Below are 20,287 nucleotides of genomic sequence, written 5' to 3' on the forward strand. Positions count from 1 at the left end.
CTGGTGAACTTAGAAACCACAGAGCTCGCGCAACAACCGGGTATCCAGATGCTTCTCCACAAGATCCGCCAACCGCTCGATATCCCGCTCACGCAACCCGTGATAATCCACGTCCTGCACCTCCTCCAATCCCGCCCAGCGCAGCAGCGCACTGCAGGCCGCCGGGGATTCGAACAGACCATGCAGGTAGGTGCCAAACACCTGCCCGTCAGCACTCTGCGCACCGTCGCAGCGACCATCGTCGAGCTGCACCGCAGCGTTTTCCAGCGCCGGTCCGGTGGTCACCCCGGCATGAATTTCATAACCACTGACGACAGCGTCTTCCAGCATCAGCCGCCCGCGCACATTGCGCAGTTGCTTCTCTTCTTCGAGCTGGGTTTCGAACGCCAGCAACCCCAAACCGGCACTGGAACCCGGCGCGCCCTCGAGGCCCAGCGGATCATGCACCTGCTCACCAAGCATCTGCAGGCCACCACAGATCCCCAGCAATTTCCCGCCATAACGCAGATGCCGGGCGATAGCGGTGTCCCAGCCGTTGGCGCGCAGGAACGCGAGGTCACTGCGCACGCTTTTCGAGCCGGGGAGAATGATCAGGTCAGCGGGTGGAATCGGTTGGCCGGGGCCAATGAACTGCAGATCAACCTGGGGATGCAGGCGCAGCGGGTCGAAATCGGTGTGATTGCTGATGCGCGGCAGAACCGGCACCACGACTTTCAACACCTGCTCTGCCTTATCGGTCTGACGCTGGTCGATGCCGTCTTCGGCTTCCAGGTGCAAGTCCATCACATAGGGCAGCACGCCGATCACCGGTTTGCCAGTGCGCGCCTCCAGCCAGTCCAGGCCGGGCTGCAACAACGCAATGTCACCGCGAAAGCGATTGATGATGAAGCCCTTCACACGCGCCTGTTCGCTGGCGGACAGCAATTCCAATGTGCCCACCAGATGCGCGAAGACGCCGCCACGGTTGATATCGGCGATCAACACCACCGGGCAATCGACCGCTTCGGCAAAGCCCATGTTGGCAATGTCGCCGGCGCGCAGATTGATCTCGGCCGGCGACCCCGCCCCTTCCACCATCACCACCGGATACGCCGTGCTCAAGCGAGCATGGGAGGCGAGTACGGCTTGCATGGCGATGGCTTTGTAGTCGTGATAGGCGACGGCATTCATGGACGTCACCGCCCGCCCATGGATGATCACCTGGGCGCCGGTGTCGCTGTTGGGTTTGAGCAGCACCGGGTTCATGTCGGTGTGGGGTTCCAGATGGGCAGCCTGTGCCTGCACCGCCTGCGCACGCCCGATCTCGCCGCCATCGGCAGTCACTGCACTGTTCAACGCCATGTTCTGTGGCTTGAACGGCACAACACTTACACCCTGGCGCACCACCCAACGACAAAGCGCCGTCACCAGTGTGCTTTTACCGGCGTCCGATGTGGTGCCCTGCACCATCAACGTAGTCATTGCGTTTCCTTGACGAAGGCTTGGAGCGATTGCTCCAGCCGGACCCAGTCCGCTTCATCCGCGGGCAAACCGAATCGCAGGCTGCTGTTGTGGGTGAACAACCGCAGCAGAATGCCGCGCCGGGCCATGAATTCATGCAGCTCTGCAGCGCGCTCGATCATCAACCACTGGAACAGCGCGCAACCGCCATGGGGCGCAAAACCATACTGTTCAAGCAACTGCGCCAGGCGTTTGCCTGCTTCGTCCGTGTGTTTACGCTGGCGAGCATGACCTTCGGTATCCCGTAAGCACGCCTGACCGAGCACCCGGGTCGGTCCGCTGACCGCCCACGGCCCCACCTGCTCCGCGAGTAATTTGAGCAGCTTTCGCTCGGCCAGGACGAACCCCAGCCGCACACCGGCCAGACCGAAAAATTTGCCGAAGGAGCGCAATACGATCAATCCGACTTGATGGGCGTACGGTGCCAGGCTGAGATGAGGCGTGTTGTCCATGAACGCCTCGTCCACCACCAGCCAGCCCCCGCGCTGTGCCATTCGCGCATGCCAGTCGAGCAAGCGATTCGGCGTCAGACTCAATCCTGTGGGGTTATTCGGGTTGACCACCACCAGCACATCCAGATTGTCGATATAGAAGTCGACCTCCTGTTCAAGTACCTCGCGCACGATATAGCCGCTGCGGCGCCACGCTTCGGCATGCTCGGCGTAAGAGGGCGACAGCACCCCGACCTTGCCGGAGCGACGTAAACGTGGGAGCAGCTGTATCGCCATTTGCGAGCCGGCTACGGGCAGCACTTGAGTAGCCCCGTAATAATCGCAGGCTGCCTGTTCGAGACCATCATCAGTTTCGGGCAAGCGTGCCCAGGCCCGCAAAGGGATCTCCGGGACCGGAAAGGGCCAGGGCGCGAGCCCACTGGACAGGTCGAGCCAATCCGCTTCGGCGATGCCGTACTCGAGCGCCGCCTTGCGTAAACGGCCACCATGTTCAAGCATAAAATTCAGCACCCACGCAGAGAATCAACAGCCACAACCATACCCCGCGCTGGACCAATTGCCAGCCTCGATCAATGGAGTCGGCACTCGCAGGCTCACCTTCACCCAGTGGCGGACGCTGATGCAATTCACCGTGATAGATCGCCGCCCCGCCCAACTCGACCCCGAGCGCGCCAGCACCGGCCGCCATCACCGGACCGGCGTTGGGACTGTCCCAGGTCGGCCCTTGGGTGCGCCAGCATTTCAACGCCAGTCGGGTTTTCCCCAACAGCGCGTAAGTCAGGGCGACCAGCCGCGCCGGAATGTAATTGAGGACGTCGTCTATCTTCGCCGCCGCCCAGCCAAAGCGCTCGAAGCGCTCGTTGCGATAACCCCACATGGCGTCCAGGGTGTTGCTCAAACGGTAGAGCACCACGCCCGGCGCGCCGGCCACGGCAAACCAGAACAGCGCAGCAAACACCGCGTCACTGCCGTTTTCCAGTACCGATTCTGTCGCGGCGCGGGCGACTTCGGTTTTATCCAGTTCGCTGGTTTGGCGACTGACCAGATACCCCACGCGTTTGCGCGCTTCTTCCAGATCATCGCTGCGCAAAGCCTTGGCCACGGGCTCGACATGCTCGCCGAGACTGCGCATGCCGAGTGCGCAATAAAGCGCGAGAATCTCCACGATCCAGCCGACATAAGGCGCCCAGGAAAATGCCGTCGCCAACAAGGTCAGCGGCAGCACAGCGATTACCCAGGCGGTCACGCCATGGCTGCGCCAGCCGCGTCCACCACTGTTGAAACGTTGCTCGATGCGGTCGGCAAATCGGCCGAACGCCACCAGCGGATGCCAGCGTTTGGGTTCACCCACCAGCGCATCCAGCGCCACGGCGGCGACACTCAACAACGCCACACTCATTGATTCACTCCCCACACATTTTCATACAGCAATTCGCTCAGCGGACGCGCCTGCGCCCAACCTTCGAGCACCAGCATTGGCGCCGGATAAAACGCTTTCACCGGGCCCAGGCACAACACGGCAACCGGTTTGGCGCCTTCGGGCATGTCCAGCAAATCCGCCAGGGCCCGGGGTTCGAACAGCGACACCCAGCCCATGCCCAACCCTTCGGCACGAGACGCCAGCCACAGGTTCTGGATCGCGCAGGACACTGAGGCGAGGTCCATTTCCGGCAAGGTCCGACGGCCGAAAATATGCCGCTCACGATCGTCCATCAGCGCGGCAACCAGGACTTCGGCACAGTCGTTGATGCCTTCGACTTTGAGCTTCATGAATTCGTCGGTGCGCTCGCCCAGGGCTTCGGCAGTGCGAATGCGCTCTTCTTCCACCAGCGATTGAATCTGGCCACGCAAGGCCCGGTCGCTGATGCGAATGAAACGCCAAGGCTGCATCAAGCCTACACTGGGCGCCTGGTGGGCGGCCTGTAGCAAGCGTTGCAGCTGTTGGGGCTCGACGGTGCCACCGCTGAAGTGGCGCATGTCGCGGCGCTCGGCGATGGCTCGGTAGACCGCATCGCGTTCGGCTTCAGAAAATGTGTTGTCGGTCATGTCCTGTTCGCTGGCAAGCCAGCTTCCACAAGGAGCAGGTGATCAACCGTGGAAGCCGGATTGCCCGCGATGGCTACTTCACGGTCAGGCGCAAACAGCGCAGCAATGGCGGACGGATTCGACGGAAAATAAAAATGCACGTAAGAAGCCGTCATCCGCCCCTCACGATAAACCGCTTCGGCCCCGCGCCCACCGTTCGGGCTCAGCCCACGGGCGATCGGCTGCAGCTCGGTGCTGGTCAAAGAGTGGTGATAGGTATGCCCGCGCAGTGAGCCTTCGGGCAAATCGACCGCTTGCAACGCCAGCGCGGCCAGACGCTTTTGCATCACTGCATCTCCCGCCAACAAGCCGACCAGCTCGGCGCGCGTGCCATCGACATCGGTCAATGAATCGAGCAGGTACAGCATGCCGCCACACTCGGCCAGCAGCGGTTTACCAGCGCTATGATGAGCACGAATCGCATCCATCATCGAGGTGTTCTGAGACAGCGCTACATGGTGCAATTCCGGATAACCGCCTGGCAGATACAGGCTGTCCGCTTCGGGCAAATGGGCGTCCCGGATCGGCGAGAAAAACAGCAACTCGGCACCCATGGCCCTCAGCAAATCCAGACTCGCTCCATAGGTGAAAGCGAACGCTTCATCACGGGCCACGGCAATCCGCACGCCCGCCAGCAAAGGCTCGGCGACGATCACATCCGGCGCAGCAAATTCCACGGCCGGGGGCAACGCGACTTCGCAACTGCCGGCCAGTGCATCGGCGGCGGCATCGAGGCGCAGGTCCAGGTCATTCAATTCACCCGCTTGCACCAGGCCGAGATGCCGGCTCGGCAATTCGATCCCGGTTTCCCGGGACAATGCACCGTACCAACGCAACCCTTCCGTCAGGCTGCCTTCGAGCAACTGCGCATGGCGCACCGTACCGACCCGATTAGCCAATACGCCGGCAAACGGCAAGTCCGGCTGATAGCGCGCCAGCCCCAAGGCCAGCGCACCAAAGGTCTGCGCCATGGCCGTGCCGTCGATCACGGCCAGCACCGGCACACCGAAATGCCGCGACAGATCGGCACTGGACGGCGTGCCGTCGAACAGCCCCATGACGCCTTCAATGAGGATCAGGTCTGCCTCACCCGCGGCTTCCCACAGGAGCCGACGGCTGTCCTGCTCGCCAACCATCCACATGTCCAGTTGATAGACCGGCGCACCGCTGGCGCGCTCGAGAATCATCGGGTCCAGAAAGTCCGGGCCGCACTTGAACACCCGGACCTTGCGCCCCTGATTGCGATGCAAACGAGCCAGTGCAGCGGTGACGGTGGTCTTGCCCTGACCGGACGCCGGCGCGGCGATGAGTACCGCGGGGCAATGACGGGGTTGATTCACAATTCGACGCCTTTTTGCGCTTTGATCCCGGCCTGGAACGCATGCTTGATCACGCCCATTTCAGTGACGGTATCAGCCAGTTCAATCATTTCCGGCTTGGCGCCGCGCCCGGTTACCACCACGTGCTGCATCGGCGGGCGAGCCTGCAAATCGCTGAGTACCTGATCGAGGTCGAGGTAGCCGTGCTTGAGCGCGATGTTCAACTCGTCCAGCACCACCAGACCAATCGACGGATCGCGCAACAATTCACGAGAAACTGACCACGCCGCTTCGGCAGCAGCAATGTCACGCTGACGGTCCTGGGTTTCCCAGGTGAAACCTTCGCCCATCACATGAAAACGCACCTGCTCCGGAAAGCGGCGGAAGAACAGTTCTTCACCGGTGCTGTTACGCCCCTTGATGAACTGCACCACACCACACTGCATACCGTGCCCCATGGACCGGGCAAGCATGCCGAACGCCGAGCTGCTTTTGCCCTTGCCGTTGCCGGTGAGCACCAGCAGCAGGCCGCATTCATTCGGGGAGTTGGCGATGCGTTCGTCGATCACGGCTTTTTTGCGCAACATGCGCGCCAGGTGGCGTTCGTCGCGATCAGGGGTATCAGTCATGGGAAAGCTCTCCGTTGGGGCTGGATAACGGCGGGCAGGCACAAGAATAGACGGCAAAAAGCCTGGCATCGCCCACCGTGATGCCGCTGGATGGATCAGGCCGGTCTCCGGGCTCATGAGCGGCTTGACGCCGAACTGCGCGCCTTCCCATGCCGATAATCGACACAGTGGCACAAGGCGCAGTTTTTACTCATTTACCGTTGCGGGGGCAGCGCCGGGATCGCGAAGCTTCGTGCAACAAAGCGATCACTCACCGGCTTCCCTGTTTCACTCTGTCGACGACGTCACAGAGCACCTGAAACAAGCCGCGAAGGTTAGAGGGTTGGGGGTGGAGCGTCAATTAAAGACGGGACTTGTCTGCGCGATTAACTGCCGCAGATCGTTTGATTGATTGTGCCCTGTTGAACCATCGCACATTTGCGCTTCTCTACTGATCAGGTCAATGCATTTAAAGGGAAGATCAGCATGCGCAAACCCCAGTTCGCTCTCGTCATCGCGCTCGCCGGAGGTCTCGTCGCCTGCGGTGAAACCTCCAGCCTGCAAGTCTCCGACGGCACCGGTCCGTCACCGAAGTTGCCAGAACCGAACAAGACCCTGATACCGACGGTGAACATCGCCCCGGCCGTTGGCTGGGCTGACGGTGCCAAACCGACAGCCGCGGCCGGCACTCAGGTGGCCGCATTTGCCGAAGGGCTCGATCACCCACGCTGGCTCTACGTGCTGCCCAATGGTGACGTGCTGGTGGCAGAAACCAACGCGCCGCCAAAACCCGATGATGGCAAAGGCATAAAAGGCTGGGTCATGAAGACCGTCATGGGACGCGCGGGGGCCGGCGTCCCGAGTCCGAATCGCATCACGCTGCTGCGGGACAAGGATCACGACGGCATCGCTGAAACCCGCACCGTGTTTCTGGAGAACCTGAATTCGCCCTTCGGCATGACCCTGGTCGGCAATGACCTGTATGTCGCCGACACCGACCGCTTGTTGCGTTTCCACTATGCAGACGGTGACACGGCGATCAAATCGCAACCGATCAAAGTGGTCGATTTGCCGGGTGGCACGCTGAACCACCACTGGACTAAAAACGTTATCGCCAGCAAGGATGGCAGCAAGCTTTACGTCACCGTAGGCTCCAACAGCAACGTCGCGGAAAACGGAATGGACAAGGAAGAAGGTCGCGCGGCCATTTGGGAAGTTGATCGCGCGACAGGCAATCACCGTATTTTCGCTTCCGGCCTGCGCAATCCCAACGGCATGGCCTGGGAGCCGAATAGTGGCGCGTTATGGACCGCGGTCAACGAGCGTGACGAAATCGGCAGTGACTTGGTGCCGGACTACATCACCTCGGTCAAGGACGGTGCCTTTTATGGCTGGCCGTTCAGCTATTACGGCCAGCATGTAGACGTTCGCGTTGAGCCACAAAACCCTGATCTGGTGGCCAAGGCGATTGCTCCAGATTACGCGGTAGGCCCACACACCGCCTCCCTCGGCCTGACGTTTGCGCAAGGCAACACACTGCCAGCCCAGTTCAAGGAAGGCGCGTTCATTGGCCAGCACGGCTCATGGAATCGCAAGCCGCACAGCGGGTACAAAGTGATTTTCGTGCCGTTCAGCGCAGGCAAGCCTACTGGGCAGCCGATCGATGTGCTGACTGGCTTCCTTAATGAAGACGAAAAAGCCATGGGCCGGCCAGTGGGTGTGGTGATCGATCAGCAGGGTTCATTGCTGGTGGCAGATGACGTAGGAAACAAGGTTTGGCGGGTGTCGGCAGTTAAATAAGGTCAAAAAAAATCGCAGCTTTCGGCAGCTTCTGGGGACGTAGGTTCGTCCATTCAGATGCTGCAGACAGCTGCGATTTTTCTATCCAACGTAATCTTTTTGGGCGCAACGGACGTCTGTTACGGATTGCGTGCCAGGTGTTCCGGCTGCAGGACTCGCTTGGCGCTCAGGTATGCCTTCTGCCAATAAGCCTTGGACAGGCTGTCCAGCTTCACCGTACCGCCAGTGGCTGGCGCATGAACGAAGCGGCCTTCACCCACATAGATCCCGGCATGGCTGACCTGGGAACCACCGTTGGTGGCGAAAAAGATCAGATCCCCGGTTTGCAGACCTTCCTTGCCTACGCTGGCGGCCTGCATGCCGATCATCTCGCGGGTGGTACGCGGCAGGGTAATACCGGCGACATCATGGTAGACGTAGCCAATCAGTCCGCTGCAATCAAACCCCGAGTCCGGCGTGTTGCCGCCCCAGCGATAAGGCGTTCCCACCAGGCCCAACGCACGAAACAGCACGTCTTCCGCCTCAGGCGAAAAAGGTTGGGCAGGGCCAAATACGATGGGAGCGCGAATAACCGGCGCGGCTGGCGGTGGAGTGCGGCTGGCGCAAGCGCTGAGCAACGCTGCGAAAAGCAAGAGGGTGAGGCGGGCCGACGTCGTCATAAGCAGAACATCCTGATCTGGCTGCGGCTATTTCCACCGGAAAGGCAGAAAAGAAAACCGCCTGCGCGTAACGCAGGCGGTTTGCCATCAATAATAGATCAGGATTCTAGACGCTATACGGCAAACTTCAAGTAAGACTTTAAGTTCACCTTACAAACTGTGAGCTTACTTGCGCGCCGTGACCACGGTCGGAGCCATCGCGAGTGCTCGCTTGGCTTCAATGAAGGTTTTGCTCCAGTAGCTGTCGCCCAGGCTATCAACCCGAACCCCACCGCTGCGGCGGCTGCTGGAGTGAATGAACTGGTCATCACCCAGGTAGATACCGGCATGGCTGACGCGACCGCGGCGGCCATTGGTGGCGAAGAACAGCAGGTCACCGGGCTTGAGATTGTTACGCGAGACCAGCGGAGCATCAACGTTGATCATTTCGCGAGTGGAGCGCGGCAGGTTCATGCCGGCCTCTTCACGAAACAGGTAGCCGATGAAACCACTGCAATCGAAACCGGCTTCAGAGGTACCGCCGAAACGGTAACGGGTACCGATCAGAGACATGCCACGTTCGAGGATGCTGTCGGCCAGAACCGGAAGCTGGTACGACTTGCCATCAGCAAAGGTCGCCAGTTCTTTTTCGGTGGCCATCTCTTCCAGGTACTTAACGGAAGAAGCTTGGGCGGTAACAGTGTTTTTGAACTGTTGCTGCTGTGAAGTCTGCTCGGAAACTGGAGAGTGAGCAGCGCAACCGAACAACAGGGTAACGAGTGCGAGAGGCACGAGGGGTGCGAAGCGATTTAGCATGGGCACGACCGTGGCTGATAGTTGTAAAGAAGCCGAGACTATGCCCGCTATCATCCTCATTTGCAAATTCAATCGAACTTTATGTGACTTTCCGGTTTCGCGTTTACATCTAAGCGCTAAAGCCCCATCTAGACACTCTCGCAGCCTGCAACGTGTAGGAAAGCGGAATTTCTGACGCCTGAAATGCGCCGAAAGCCTTGCAGGACGGTAGTTTTACCAACCCAGAGTTTCTTTTAGAAACGGAATTGTCAGCTTGCGCTGAGCTTGAAGAGAGGCCTGATCGAGTCGCTCGAGCAACTCGAACAGCGCACTCATGCTGCGGGTACCGCGGGTCAAAATAAAATGCCCGACTTCGTCCGTCAGGTGCAGGCCGCGACGGGAAGCACGCAACTGCAATGCGCGCAATTTGTCTTCATCGGAGAGCGGACGCATCTGGAAGATCAAGGCCAGCGTCAGCCGGGATTTAAGATCCGCCAGCTTCACCGGCAATTCTCGCGGGGACGTCGACGCGGCAATCAACAGGCGCCGGCCGCTGTCGCGCAAACGGTTGAACAAATGGAACAGCGCCTCTTCCCAATCGGCACGCCCGGCGACCGCCTGCAAATCATCCAGGCAGACCAGTTCGTATTGTTCGAGGTTGTCGAGGATTTCGATGCCGCGATCCAGCAGCTCTGCCAACGGCAAATACACCGCCGGCTCGCCCAACTGTTCGAAGCGCAAACAGGCGGCTTGCAACAGGTGCGTACGCCCTACCCCGTCCTTGCCCCACAGATAGATCAGGCTTTCAGTCCAGCCGGCGTCGGCTTCGCAGAGCCGCTCGACATAGCCGAGTGCAGCGGCATTGGCGCCTGGGTAGTAATTGATAAAGGTGGCGTCATCACGCAGACGCACACCTAGGGGCAGCTGAATCGGTTTCATGCTGACTGAACAGTTCCAAGGGAACCGTTAGTGGCCTCTGTGTAAAGTTTGCGAAGTTTATACCCGTGACGCTGGCCGCACAATGCGACAGACCACAAGCAAAATCAAAGGTTTGCGTTAACGCACTGGTTTTGTGACAGTTTCTTTGGCGGTGAATGCGACAGCCACCCCGCGAATGCGCACCCGCCCGGCACGTGACCGGGCGAGACGTCATGAACGATCCGTGAACATTAAAGCAGGGGTTCGTCCTCGCCGCCGTAGATGTCCGAATCCTTATACAAATCATGCATATGGCGCACAAGCACCATGATCACCGCGGCCACCGGCAACGCCAGTAGAATGCCGGTGAAACCGAACAGTTCACCCCCCGCCAGAATCGCAAAAATCACCGCGACCGGGTGCAGGCCGATTCGGTCTCCCACCAGCAACGGTGTCAGTACCATACCTTCCAGTGCTTGACCCACCATGAACACCGCGACGATACCGATCATGGGATACAGGTCACCCCCGAACTGGAACAAGCCCGCGACCAACGCCGCACCGATCCCGATGACAAACCCCATGTAAGGCACGATGGCCGCGAGGCCGGCAATCAGACCGATCAACAGCCCCAACTCAAGACCGATCAGCATCAAGCCCGCGGCATAGATAACGCCCAGCGCCACCATGACCAGCAATTGCCCGCGCACGAACGCCCCCAGGACTTCGTGGCATTCGCCTGCCAGGGTCACGATGCGCTCTTCACGATCTCGCGGCAGCAGGCTGCGGATCTTGGCCATCATGAGGTCCCAGTCCCGCAGCAGGTAGAAACTCACCACAGGAATCAACACCAGATTCGCCAGCCAGCCGATCACCGCGAGGCTTGAAGCGGTCGCCTGACTCAACACCACGCCAACAATGTCCGTGGTCTGGCCCATATGTTCACTGATCGCAGCTTTGAGCTTGTCGAACTTCCAGAAGCCGTCGGACAAGCCAAACTTCGATTGCGCCCAGGGCAATGCCGTGTGTTGCAGCCAGTCGAGCATCTGCGGCGCCAACTCGTACAAGCGGAACAGTTGCTTGGCGAGCATTGGCACCAACACCAGCAACAGTGTGGTGAAGATCAACGTGAACAACGCGAACACCGCCACCACGCCCCAGGTTCGGGACAGGCCAGCCTTCTCCAGCCGATCCACCAGGGGATCGAATAGATAAGCCAGCAGCAGTGCCACCAGAAATGGCGTCAGGATCGGATGCAAGAGCCAGACAAACGCGCAGAGCAGGACAACCCCACCCAACCAGAACCAACGCCGCGTATCGGCCATGAACCACTCCTGCTTGCTTCTATATAAGGAAAAGGAAAGAAAAACTACCAGCGAAAACGCAACTGCGGTGTCGGTGTCGGGATGGGCGCTGCTGCAGGGGCGGAACCCTCGACGGCAGGTTGTACCGGTGGGACTGGAGCGGGTGCTTCACCCGCCGGGAGTTCCTGCAATTTCGCCAGGGACAACTGAGCCTTCAACTGCTCGGCGCTACCTTTGACCCGATAGAGAATCCGGTCGCCATCCACACTCTGCAGACGCATGCCGAAGGGTTCCAGCAAACGCCCGAGCGCCGCATAGCGCTCCAGATTCATGCCCTGAACTTCCAGCAGTTGCTCGCCCGAAGCCCCCGGTTTGACGACAAATCGCGGCGCGAGGCGTTCATTGACCGCCAGCATCACGGCGTCAGCCACTGCGGCCTGATCGGCGCCCTGTACGCTGCCCGCTTCTTTTTTGTCGCCCATCCACAAATTCCACTTGGCCTGCCATTGGCCGCCTTCTTCACGCGCATGCACCGCGAGCAACGCATCCGCGTTGTAACGTTCCGATGCACCACGCAGAGGTGCGGCATCTGTGCCCTCAAGATTTGGCGCGGTAGCGACCAGCTGTTCACTCAGGTCCGCCAACGGCAAACGCAACGGCAGACCGCGATGCTGTGCCGCACGACGCAGTGGCACGGCGGCGGCCTGGCCATCACCGACCAGGCTCGAACCCTCGGTGGCGTCGTTCAGCCACCAACCCAGGATCGAGGGTCGATTGGCGCCCCACAACGAAAGGCCCGCGCGACGCAATGCCTGCTCGGTGGTCGCCGGGTCAAAATCAACCTTGAGCACTTCCGGCGGTCCAGCCTCGAAACCGTACTGACTGATGATTTGCTGAGGGTCCTTGCGGATGGTGGCCAACCCCGGGTTCTGCGCAGCCTTGGGATCACCCGTCAGCCGCAAAACCAGGGTATCCAGTGCTTCCTGAGTCGCCTGATCACGGATTTCAGGCGATTGACCACTGACCGGCTGGCGAACCTGATAAAGACTTTTCAGGGTTTCGGCATGACTCGCCAGGCTGAAAAAAGACAAACAGCCTGCAAGCAAAAATTTCGAAAAAGAACGCATGGAAGATTCCTGACGACGAAAGCGGCTGGAACAGGCCGCGTGAACCGAATGAGCAAGGCTGTGACCACGCTCCCCGACAAAACATTCACCCGACCCCGGGATGTTTTTGCACTGTCATAACGATAGACGGTTAATAGCGATACCTTATACAGCCATGAAGGATGCGACCAAAACGAGATATGTCGTTTTTTTTTGGCTGATATGCCCCTGCTGTCGGCCTGAGGATGGCCGCTGCCCCTCAAGCCTGATAAAATCGCGCGCCTTCGCAGACCGGCAACAGCCGGGCCCACTGAAATTCGCGAACGGCACTCGCCTTCGTCTGTTTCTGCGGTCCCGCTGGACTCGGTCGTTACCCCTGAATCCCCCCTAAAGGCCTGGATCATGAGCAAGCAACCCTCCCTGAGCTACAAGGACGCCGGTGTAGACATCGACGCCGGTGAAGCATTGGTCGAACGCATCAAGAGCGTCGCCAAGCGCACTGCGCGCCCGGAAGTCATGGGCGGCCTGGGCGGTTTCGGCGCCCTCTGCGAAATCCCGGCCGGCTACAAGCAGCCTGTTCTGGTTTCCGGCACTGACGGCGTCGGCACCAAGCTGCGTCTGGCACTGAACCTGAACAAGCACGACAGCATCGGCATCGATCTGGTCGCCATGTGCGTCAACGACCTGGTGGTGTGCGGCGCCGAGCCGCTGTTCTTCCTCGACTACTATGCCACCGGCAAACTGAACGTCGAAACCGCGACCCAGGTTGTCACGGGTATCGGCGCTGGCTGCGAACTGTCCGGCTGCTCCCTGGTCGGCGGCGAAACCGCTGAAATGCCTGGCATGTACGAAGGCGAAGACTACGACCTGGCCGGCTTCTGCGTCGGCGTCGTGGAAAAATCCGAAATCATCGACGGTTCGAAAGTCGCGGCCGGCGACGCCCTGCTCGCCCTGCCTTCTTCCGGCCCGCACTCCAACGGCTACTCGCTGATCCGCAAGATCATCGAAGTGTCGGGTGCAGATATCGAAAACATCCAGCTCGACGGCAAACCGCTGACCGACCTGCTGATGGCCCCGACCCGCATCTACGTGAAGCCGCTGCTCAAGCTGATCAAGGACACCGGCGCGGTCAAAGCCATGGCCCACATCACCGGTGGTGGCCTGCTGGACAACATCCCGCGCGTTCTGCCAAAAGGCGCTCAAGCCGTGGTTGACGTGGCGAGCTGGACCCGCCCTGCCGTGTTCGACTGGCTGCAGGAAAAAGGCAACGTTGACGAAAACGAAATGCACCGCGTGCTGAACTGCGGCGTCGGCATGGTGATCTGCGTTGCTCAAGAGCACGTAGAAACCGCGCTGAACGTTTTGCGTGAAGCTGGCGAGCAGCCTTGGGTTATCGGCCAGATCTCCACCGCTGCCGAAGGCGCGGCTCAGGTTGAACTGAAGAACCTCAAGGCTCATTGATGTCCCAGACCTGTGATGTGGTGGTGCTGCTGTCCGGCACCGGCAGTAACTTGCAGGCCTTGATCGACAGCACACGGACCGGCGACAGCCCGGTCCGTATCGCTGCGGTGATTTCCAACCGCGCCGACGCGTACGGTCTGCAACGCGCCAGGGATGCGGGTATCGACACCCGCTCCCTGGATCACAAGGCTTTCGAGGGCCGCGAAGCTTTCGATGCCGCGCTGATCGAACTGATCGACGCCTTCAATCCAAAACTCGTGGTACTGGCCGGCTTCATGCGCATTCTCAGCGCTGACTTTGTCCGCCACTACGCGGGTCGACTGCTCAATATCCATCCCTCGCTGCTGCCCAAATACAAAGGGTTACACACCCATCAGCGCGCGCTGGAAGCCGGCGATACCGAACACGGCTGCTCCGTGCACTTTGTCACCGAGGAACTCGATGGCGGACCACTGGTCGTACAGGCAGTAATACCGGTAGAGTTACACGATTCGCCGCAGAGTCTTGCGCAGCGGGTCCATACCCAGGAACACCTGATCTACCCGATGGCCGTACGCTGGTTTGCCGAAGGTCGTTTATCACTCGGCGGGCAAGGTGCTTTACTGGACGGGCAGCTGCTCGCAGCCAGCGGCCACTTGATTCGAACCTAGGAGATATTATGCGTCGCGCCCTGCTCTTCGCTTGCGCTCTGCTCGCCCTGCCGTTTGCGCAGGCTGCAGAACTTCAACCTTTCTCCGCCAGCTACACCGCCGACTGGAAGCAGCTTCCCATGAGCGGCACGGCGTCACGCAGCCTGACAAAGGAAGCCAACGGCGTCTGGAAGCTCAGCTTCAAAGCGTCGATGATGATCGCCAGCCTGTCCGAAGAAAGCACGCTGACGCTGGACAAGGACACCCTGCTCCCGCAGTCCTACCACTTCGAACGTGGTGGACTGGGCAAGGCCAAGAAGGCGGACCTGGATTTTGACTGGACCACCAAAATGGTCACCGGCACCGATCGTGGTGACCCGGTCAAGCTCCCGCTCAATCGCGGCATGGTCGACAAGTCCACGTATCAGCTGGCGCTGCAGCATGACGTCGCTGCCGGCAAGAAAAGCATGAGCTATCAGGTTGTCGATGATGGCGAAGTCGATACCTACGACTTCCGCGTGCTGGGCTCGGAAAAAGTCGACACCAAGGCCGGTCAGATCGATGCGATCAAGGTTGAACGCGTACGTGATCCGACACAAAGCAAACGCATCACTGTGCTGTGGTTCGCCAAGGACTGGGATTACCTGCTGGTTCGCCTGCAACAGGTTGAAACCGACGGCAAGGAGTACAACATCATGCTCCTCGACGGTACCGTCAACGGCAAGCCTGTCAAAGGCAGCTAAACCTGGTCGACGAGAAAAGCCCCGCCAGTGCGGGGCTTTTTTTTGCCTGTTGCCATTCGATCCCGAACAACCTCGTACCTGTAGGAGCTGTCGACTGTGGCGAGGGGATTTATCCCCGTTGGGTCGCGCAGCGGCCCCAAAATCTTACGACTGCTGCGCAGCCGAACGGGGTGGTGCGGCATTCCGATAAATCCCCTCGCCACACTCGACGCTCCTACAGGGTGGCAAGGTTATGCTCCAGTTCGGTGGTGCGCCAATGCTGTTATCGAGGAACCGCTCTCGGCAGGATCGCCAGGAAGTTGTCTCGAGCGACCTTTCTGGCGACGTCCTCCGGCAACGCATCGAGAAACGGATCAAAGCTGCGCATTTCCTTGCCGAGCTTGTTGAAACGTCCTACCACGTCAGAGCCGAGCATGAAGCGCTCCGGAAAGCGCTCCACCAGCTTCAACCACTCGCCCCGAGGCTTGCCCTGCTCATCCAGCAGATAAGGCGTGAGCACGCTCCACGACAGATCTATAAACAGATTGGGGTACTTTTCCAGCATCCGCGTCAGGGTTGGCAACAGAAATTCGAGCTCAACCTGGTGCCGGTGTATTTCCGCGCTGGTGCCCGCATGAGCCCAGATGAACCGGGTATGCGGATGGTTGCGCAACGGTTCTTCGATTTCCGACAGATACAGCGGATTCTTCTCACGCTTGGACGTGATGTTGGAATGCACCATTACCGGCAGGTCGTTCTCAGCGGCCAGGTGATAGATCCGTGTCATGGCTTCGTTGTTCGCACGTGGCGTGTCGCCGGACGTCAGCGCCGTCAGGTCATCGTGCCGGGTGAATACTTCGCCGATGCCCTGCCACAAGCCTGGATTGAGATCGAGCATGCGCTGAATGTGCGCGGCGGAGTTTTTATCGTTGGGATTGAAGCCAGACAGGAACGGATGGAAGTGCCGGCGCTGTTCGGCCGTCAGCTTGTTCACTGCTGCGGCGACGATCACGTCAGTGGCGCTGTACCAGTAAGCATCGGCGTCGTCACCGGCGTAATAGCGCGGGCGTTTCGGCTCGTCTTCATGCCATTTCTTGGCGACGGGGATGCCGGAAATCATCACATGCTCAATTCGATTATCCGACATGGCCTTCAGCAATTTGGGCATGCCCGCCGTTTCCTGGAAAAAATCCACGTAATGCAGATGCGCATCGCTGTAGGCATATTCGCGCGCACTGGTACCGGCACTTGAAATAGCCAACAGGCAAGCAACGCTGAGTCGAAACAAATGCACGGGCGATCTCCAGAAGGCAGGTCCAGCGTAGACCCCGTCACGCGGTTCGAGGTTCATCCGACAGGAAAGTGGAACGCGCACCTGTAAGAATGCTCTATAACTTCAAGGTCTTTTGATCGAATGACTTTCCCACTGCCTACGAGGTCTCCCATGACAGTTACCGTTAACACCGTATCCGCCGAGGGTTTGCGCCACAGTGTACAAATCGACGAGCACGAATTTTTTGCTGATGCCCCCACCTCCGCCGGTGGCGAAGGCTCGGCGCCGGAGCCGCACGATTATTTCGACGCCGCCCTGGGCGCCTGCAAAGCCCTGACCTTGAAGATGTACGCCAAAAAGAAAGACATTCCGTTGACCGGCGTGACGGTCGAGGTCAAACGCGACAACAGCGAAGAACAAAAAGGCAAATACGCATTGCACGTCAAGCTGACGCTCAAGGGCGTACTCACCGACGCACAGCGAGATGAACTGCACCGCGTGGCTGATCGTTGCCCGATTCACAAACTCATGACCACCACTGACGTCAGTATCGAAACTCACCTGTCAGAAGGCGCATTCAGCCAGTAACAGCAAAGGCTGCGCGAGCGGGTTATGCTCTTCGCGTCACCCGCTCAGCCTGGAATGCACCATGAATACTCCGCTTGTGATTCGCCCTCGCGCCGAAGATGTCGAAGGCCAACCGATTCTGCGCCCACTGCCCTCCGCGAAATGCCGCAACGTCGGTCCCTTTGTATTTTTCGACCACATGCTCGAAACGGTTTATCAGCCGGGTAAAGGCATGAACATCCGCCAGCATCCACACATCGGCTTATCCACCCTCACCTACCTGTTCCAGGGACAAATCCAGCACAAAGACAGTCTCGGCTCCGATCAAGTGGTCGCAGCTGGCGATGTCAGCTGGATGACCGCGGGCAGCGCTATTGCCCACGTCGAGCGTACTCCTGAAGCATTGAGGGAAAGCGGCTTCACGATGCACGGCCTGCAAATCTGGCTGGCGTCTCCCAAGGCTCACGAGCAGGGCCCAGGGCATTACAGCCATCACCCGGCTGCTACCTTGCCGGTCAGCGATAACCTGGGGGTGAAGATCAGGATGATTGCGGGAACAGGTTTTTGCCTGGAATCGCCGGTTCCAGTGCTTTCTCCTACGCTGTATGCCGAATTGAGCCTTCAGACAGCAACAACTTTGCTGATTCCGACAGAGCATGAAGAACGCGCGTTGTACGTGTTGAGCGGCGACGCCTATCTGGACGGCGAGCGTCTGGAGTTGAATTCCCTGGTGGTGTTACCTGCCGCAGAAGAGATGACACTGTTCGCCGAGAGCGACTGTCATGCGGTGTTGTTCGGTGGCGCCCCGCTGGATGGGCCGCGACGGATCAACTGGAATTTTGTGGCGAGCGACCCGGCGGCAATAGACGAAGCGCGGCGACGCTGGGCGGCCGGAGAGTGGCCGACAGTGCCGGGGGAAAGTGAGCGGATCGAATTGCCGAAACACCGAAGCGAACCCACGCCCTTGGACTAAATCGACACAGCCCCTGTAGCAGCTGCCGAGCCTGCGAGGCTGCGTCCGGCTGCGTAGCAGTCGTAAAACCTGTACGCGAGGTCTTATTAAAAATCCGTGCTGCCTGATTTTACGACTGCTCCGGTCGAGCGCGACCCCGGAGCCGACGCAGCCTCGCAGGCTCGGCAGCTGCTACAAAGTGACCGACATAAAAAAACCCGCCGAAGCGGGTTTTTTTACAACGCGGTCAAGCCGACAGTTCAACCAACAGCTTGTTGAGACGGCGCACATAAGCGGCCGGATCCTTCAAGCTGTCGCCGGCTGCCAGGGCCGCCTGATCGAACAGAATGTGCGACAGATCGCCGAAGCGCTCGTCGCTCTGCTCATTGTCGAGTTTCTCGATCAACGGGTGAGCCGGGTTGAATTCGAAGATCGGCTTCGAATCCGGAACCTTCTGCCCACTGGCTTCCAGAATCTGCCGCATCTGCAGGCCCAGGTCCTGCTCGCCGATGGCCAGAATCGCTGGAGAATCGGTCAGGCGATGGGAAACCCGAACCTCAGCAACCGAGTCACCCAGTGCCGACTTCAGACGCTCGACCAGACCTTCTTTGGACTTGGCGACTTCTTCAGCGGCTTTCTTGTCCTCTTCCGAGTCCAGATTGCCGAGATCCAGGTCACCACGCGCCACGTCGACAAAGCTCTTGCCGTCGAAGTCGCTGAGGTAGCTCATCAGCCACTCGTCGATGCGATCGGTCAGCAGCAGCACTTCGATGCCTTTCTTGCGGAAGACTTCCAGGTGCGGGCTGTTTTTGACTTGTGCGTAGGTTTCGCCGGTCAGGTAGTAGATCTTGTCCTGACCGTCCTTGGCGCGAGCCAGGTATTCGGCCAGGGAAACCACTTGCTCGCCTTCTTCACCCTGAGTGGATGCAAACCGCAGCAGGCCAGCAATTTTCTCTTTGTTGGCGAAGTCTTCTGCCGGGCCTTCTTTCATGACCTGACCGAAATTCTTCCAGAAACCCTTGTATTGCTCAGGATCGTTTTTCGCCAGTTTTTCCAGCATGTCCAGAACGCGCTTGGTCAGCGCCGACTTCATGGAATCGATGATCGGGTCTTTCTGCAGGATTTCCCGCGACACGTTCAGCGACAGATCATTGGAATCGACCACGCCTTTGATGAAGCGCAGGTACAACGGCAGGAACGACTCAGCCTGATCCATGACGAACACGCGCTGCACATACAGCTTCAGGCCTTTCGGCGCTTCACGCTGGTACAGGTCGAACGGAGCACGGGCCGGCACGTAAAGCAACGAGCTGTATTCCAGCTTGCCTTCGACCTTGTTATGGCTCCAGCTCAGCGGGTTCTCGAAATCGTGAGCGATGTGCTTGTAGAACTCCTGGTACTCCTCGTCCTTCACTTCGTTGCGAGGACGAGTCCACAGGGCGCTGGCGCGGTTGACGGTTTCCCATTCAACGGCCGGTGCCTCTTCACCTTCAACGGCTGCCACTTCTTTCGGCAACTCGATCGGCAAGGCAATGTGATCGGAGTACTTCTTGATGATGTTGCGCAAACGCCAGCCATCAGCGAATTCGTCTTCACCGGATTTCAGGTGCAGGACGATGCGAGTGCCACGGTCAGCCTTCTCAATGGTGGCGACTTCAAAGTCACCTTCGCCCTTGGACGACCAGTGCACACCTTCGCTGGCAGCATCACCGGCACGACGGCTGAACACGTCAACCTTATCGGCAACGATGAACGCAGAGTAGAAACCAACACCGAATTGACCGATCAGGTGCGAGTCTTTCTTCTGATCGCCCGACAGGTGCTTCATGAAGTCAGCGGTGCCGGACTTGGCGATGGTGCCCAGGTGAGCAATCGCCTCTTCGCGGTTCATGCCGATACCGTTGTCTTCGAGCGTGACGGTTTTAGCGTCCTTGTCGAAGCTCACACGGATTTTAAGTTCCGCGCCACCTTCCAGCAGCTCTGGCTTGGCCAGGGCTTCAAAACGTAATTTGTCGACAGCGTCAGAGGCGTTCGAGATCAATTCGCGAAGGAAAATTTCCTTGTTGGAATACAGCGAATGGATCATGAGGTGCAGCAGCTGCTTCACCTCGGTCTGGAAGCCCAGCGTTTCCTTTTGAGTTTCCACACTCATGGTCAT

General features: G+C 59.3%; 19 protein-coding genes and 1 riboswitch. Of the genes, 6 read left to right on the plus strand and 13 right to left on the minus strand.

Annotated features, from left to right (window positions below):
• Positions 1 to 9: 9 nt before the first annotated feature.
• From H7698_RS03590 to cobO, 6 genes are read right to left on the minus strand one after another with little or no spacing between them, the layout of a single operon-like run.
• Positions 10 to 1,461, minus strand: coding sequence for a cobyric acid synthase (locus H7698_RS03590; protein ID WP_194690611.1), 1,452 nt, complete (start codon positions 1,459 to 1,461; stop codon positions 10 to 12).
• Positions 1,458 to 2,450: a threonine-phosphate decarboxylase CobD gene (cobD, locus tag H7698_RS03595; protein ID WP_194690612.1), complete on the minus strand. Its 993-nt coding sequence runs from the start codon at positions 2,448 to 2,450 to the stop codon at positions 1,458 to 1,460. Before cobD ends, H7698_RS03590 begins: the two co-directional genes overlap by 4 nt.
• Entirely contained in the window at positions 2,443 to 3,351 is a 909-nt protein-coding gene (gene cbiB, locus H7698_RS03600; protein WP_194690613.1) for an adenosylcobinamide-phosphate synthase CbiB, read from the minus strand. Before cbiB ends, cobD begins: the two co-directional genes overlap by 8 nt.
• A complete protein-coding gene (gene bluB, locus H7698_RS03605; protein ID WP_194690614.1) occupies positions 3,348 to 3,998 on the minus strand; it encodes a 5,6-dimethylbenzimidazole synthase in 651 nt (216 codons plus the stop codon). Before bluB ends, cbiB begins: the two co-directional genes overlap by 4 nt.
• Positions 3,995 to 5,377, minus strand: coding sequence for a cobyrinate a,c-diamide synthase (locus H7698_RS03610; RefSeq protein ID WP_194690615.1), 1,383 nt, complete (start codon positions 5,375 to 5,377; stop codon positions 3,995 to 3,997). The genes bluB and H7698_RS03610 overlap by 4 nt, the downstream gene beginning before the upstream one ends.
• Complete coding sequence (gene cobO / locus H7698_RS03615) at positions 5,374 to 5,985, minus strand: cob(I)yrinic acid a,c-diamide adenosyltransferase (protein ID WP_162436077.1); 612 nt, start codon at positions 5,983 to 5,985, stop codon at positions 5,374 to 5,376. The genes H7698_RS03610 and cobO overlap by 4 nt, the downstream gene beginning before the upstream one ends.
• A gap of 81 nt (positions 5,986 to 6,066) precedes the next feature.
• Positions 6,067 to 6,299, minus strand: a riboswitch (cobalamin riboswitch).
• A gap of 151 nt (positions 6,300 to 6,450) precedes the next feature.
• Here cobO and H7698_RS03620 point away from each other — a divergent pair.
• Positions 6,451 to 7,764, plus strand: a complete 1,314-nt coding sequence (locus H7698_RS03620; RefSeq protein WP_194690616.1) for a PQQ-dependent sugar dehydrogenase — start codon at positions 6,451 to 6,453, stop codon at positions 7,762 to 7,764.
• A 119-nt stretch (positions 7,765 to 7,883) separates the two neighbouring features.
• On the opposite strand, the gene H7698_RS03625 is transcribed toward H7698_RS03620, so the two are convergent.
• From H7698_RS03625 to H7698_RS03645, 5 genes are all read right to left on the minus strand, one after another.
• On the minus strand, positions 7,884 to 8,423 hold the full coding sequence (locus tag H7698_RS03625) for a C40 family peptidase (RefSeq protein WP_162436075.1): 540 nt from the start codon (positions 8,421 to 8,423) through the stop codon (positions 7,884 to 7,886).
• A gap of 165 nt (positions 8,424 to 8,588) precedes the next feature.
• On the minus strand, positions 8,589 to 9,218 hold the full coding sequence (locus H7698_RS03630; protein WP_194690617.1) for a C40 family peptidase: 630 nt from the start codon (positions 9,216 to 9,218) through the stop codon (positions 8,589 to 8,591).
• A gap of 213 nt (positions 9,219 to 9,431) precedes the next feature.
• A complete protein-coding gene (gene hda, locus H7698_RS03635; protein WP_008033543.1) occupies positions 9,432 to 10,136 on the minus strand; it encodes a DnaA regulatory inactivator Hda in 705 nt (234 codons plus the stop codon).
• 230 nt (positions 10,137 to 10,366) lie between these two features.
• The gene (locus H7698_RS03640; protein WP_194690618.1) at positions 10,367 to 11,440 is read right to left on the minus strand and encodes an AI-2E family transporter; all 1,074 of its coding nucleotides are present in this window, start codon (positions 11,438 to 11,440) and stop codon (positions 10,367 to 10,369) included.
• Positions 11,441 to 11,484: 44 nt separating this feature from the next.
• Positions 11,485 to 12,546, minus strand: a complete 1,062-nt coding sequence (locus tag H7698_RS03645) for a DUF2066 domain-containing protein (protein WP_194690619.1) — start codon at positions 12,544 to 12,546, stop codon at positions 11,485 to 11,487.
• Between the two features lie 381 nt (positions 12,547 to 12,927).
• Between H7698_RS03645 and purM the strand changes: the two genes are divergently transcribed.
• The 3 genes from purM to H7698_RS03660 are packed head-to-tail and all read left to right on the plus strand — an operon-like array spanning position 12,928 to position 15,358.
• Complete coding sequence (purM, locus tag H7698_RS03650) at positions 12,928 to 13,986, plus strand: phosphoribosylformylglycinamidine cyclo-ligase (protein ID WP_133836547.1); 1,059 nt, start codon at positions 12,928 to 12,930, stop codon at positions 13,984 to 13,986.
• Complete coding sequence (gene purN, locus H7698_RS03655; protein ID WP_194690620.1) at positions 13,986 to 14,636, plus strand: phosphoribosylglycinamide formyltransferase; 651 nt, start codon at positions 13,986 to 13,988, stop codon at positions 14,634 to 14,636. The genes purM and purN overlap by 1 nt, the downstream gene beginning before the upstream one ends.
• Positions 14,637 to 14,644: 8 nt before the next feature.
• Positions 14,645 to 15,358 (plus strand): DUF3108 domain-containing protein, encoded by a 714-nt coding sequence (locus H7698_RS03660; protein ID WP_194690621.1) that lies wholly within the window; start codon positions 14,645 to 14,647, stop codon positions 15,356 to 15,358.
• A 262-nt stretch (positions 15,359 to 15,620) separates the two neighbouring features.
• Here H7698_RS03660 and H7698_RS03665 read toward each other — a convergent pair whose 3' ends face one another.
• Positions 15,621 to 16,688: an amidohydrolase family protein gene (locus H7698_RS03665; protein ID WP_208525598.1), complete on the minus strand. Its 1,068-nt coding sequence runs from the start codon at positions 16,686 to 16,688 to the stop codon at positions 15,621 to 15,623.
• A gap of 93 nt (positions 16,689 to 16,781) precedes the next feature.
• Here H7698_RS03665 and H7698_RS03670 point away from each other — a divergent pair, with 93 nt between their 5' ends.
• Positions 16,782 to 17,198: an OsmC family protein gene (locus H7698_RS03670; protein ID WP_162436068.1), complete on the plus strand. Its 417-nt coding sequence runs from the start codon at positions 16,782 to 16,784 to the stop codon at positions 17,196 to 17,198.
• 61 nt (positions 17,199 to 17,259) lie between these two features.
• On the plus strand, positions 17,260 to 18,150 hold the full coding sequence (locus tag H7698_RS03675) for a pirin family protein (RefSeq protein ID WP_194690623.1): 891 nt from the start codon (positions 17,260 to 17,262) through the stop codon (positions 18,148 to 18,150).
• A 226-nt stretch (positions 18,151 to 18,376) separates the two neighbouring features.
• Here the strand turns inward: H7698_RS03675 and htpG are convergent, their stop codons facing one another.
• The gene (gene htpG, locus H7698_RS03680; protein ID WP_194690624.1) at positions 18,377 to 20,281 is read right to left on the minus strand and encodes a molecular chaperone HtpG; all 1,905 of its coding nucleotides are present in this window, start codon (positions 20,279 to 20,281) and stop codon (positions 18,377 to 18,379) included.
• Positions 20,282 to 20,287: the final 6 nt, after the last annotated feature.

Origin of the sequence: Pseudomonas sp. p50(2008) (assembly GCF_015351605.1) — a bacterium.
In the GTDB taxonomy this organism is placed as follows: Bacteria; Pseudomonadota; Gammaproteobacteria; order Pseudomonadales; family Pseudomonadaceae; genus Aquipseudomonas.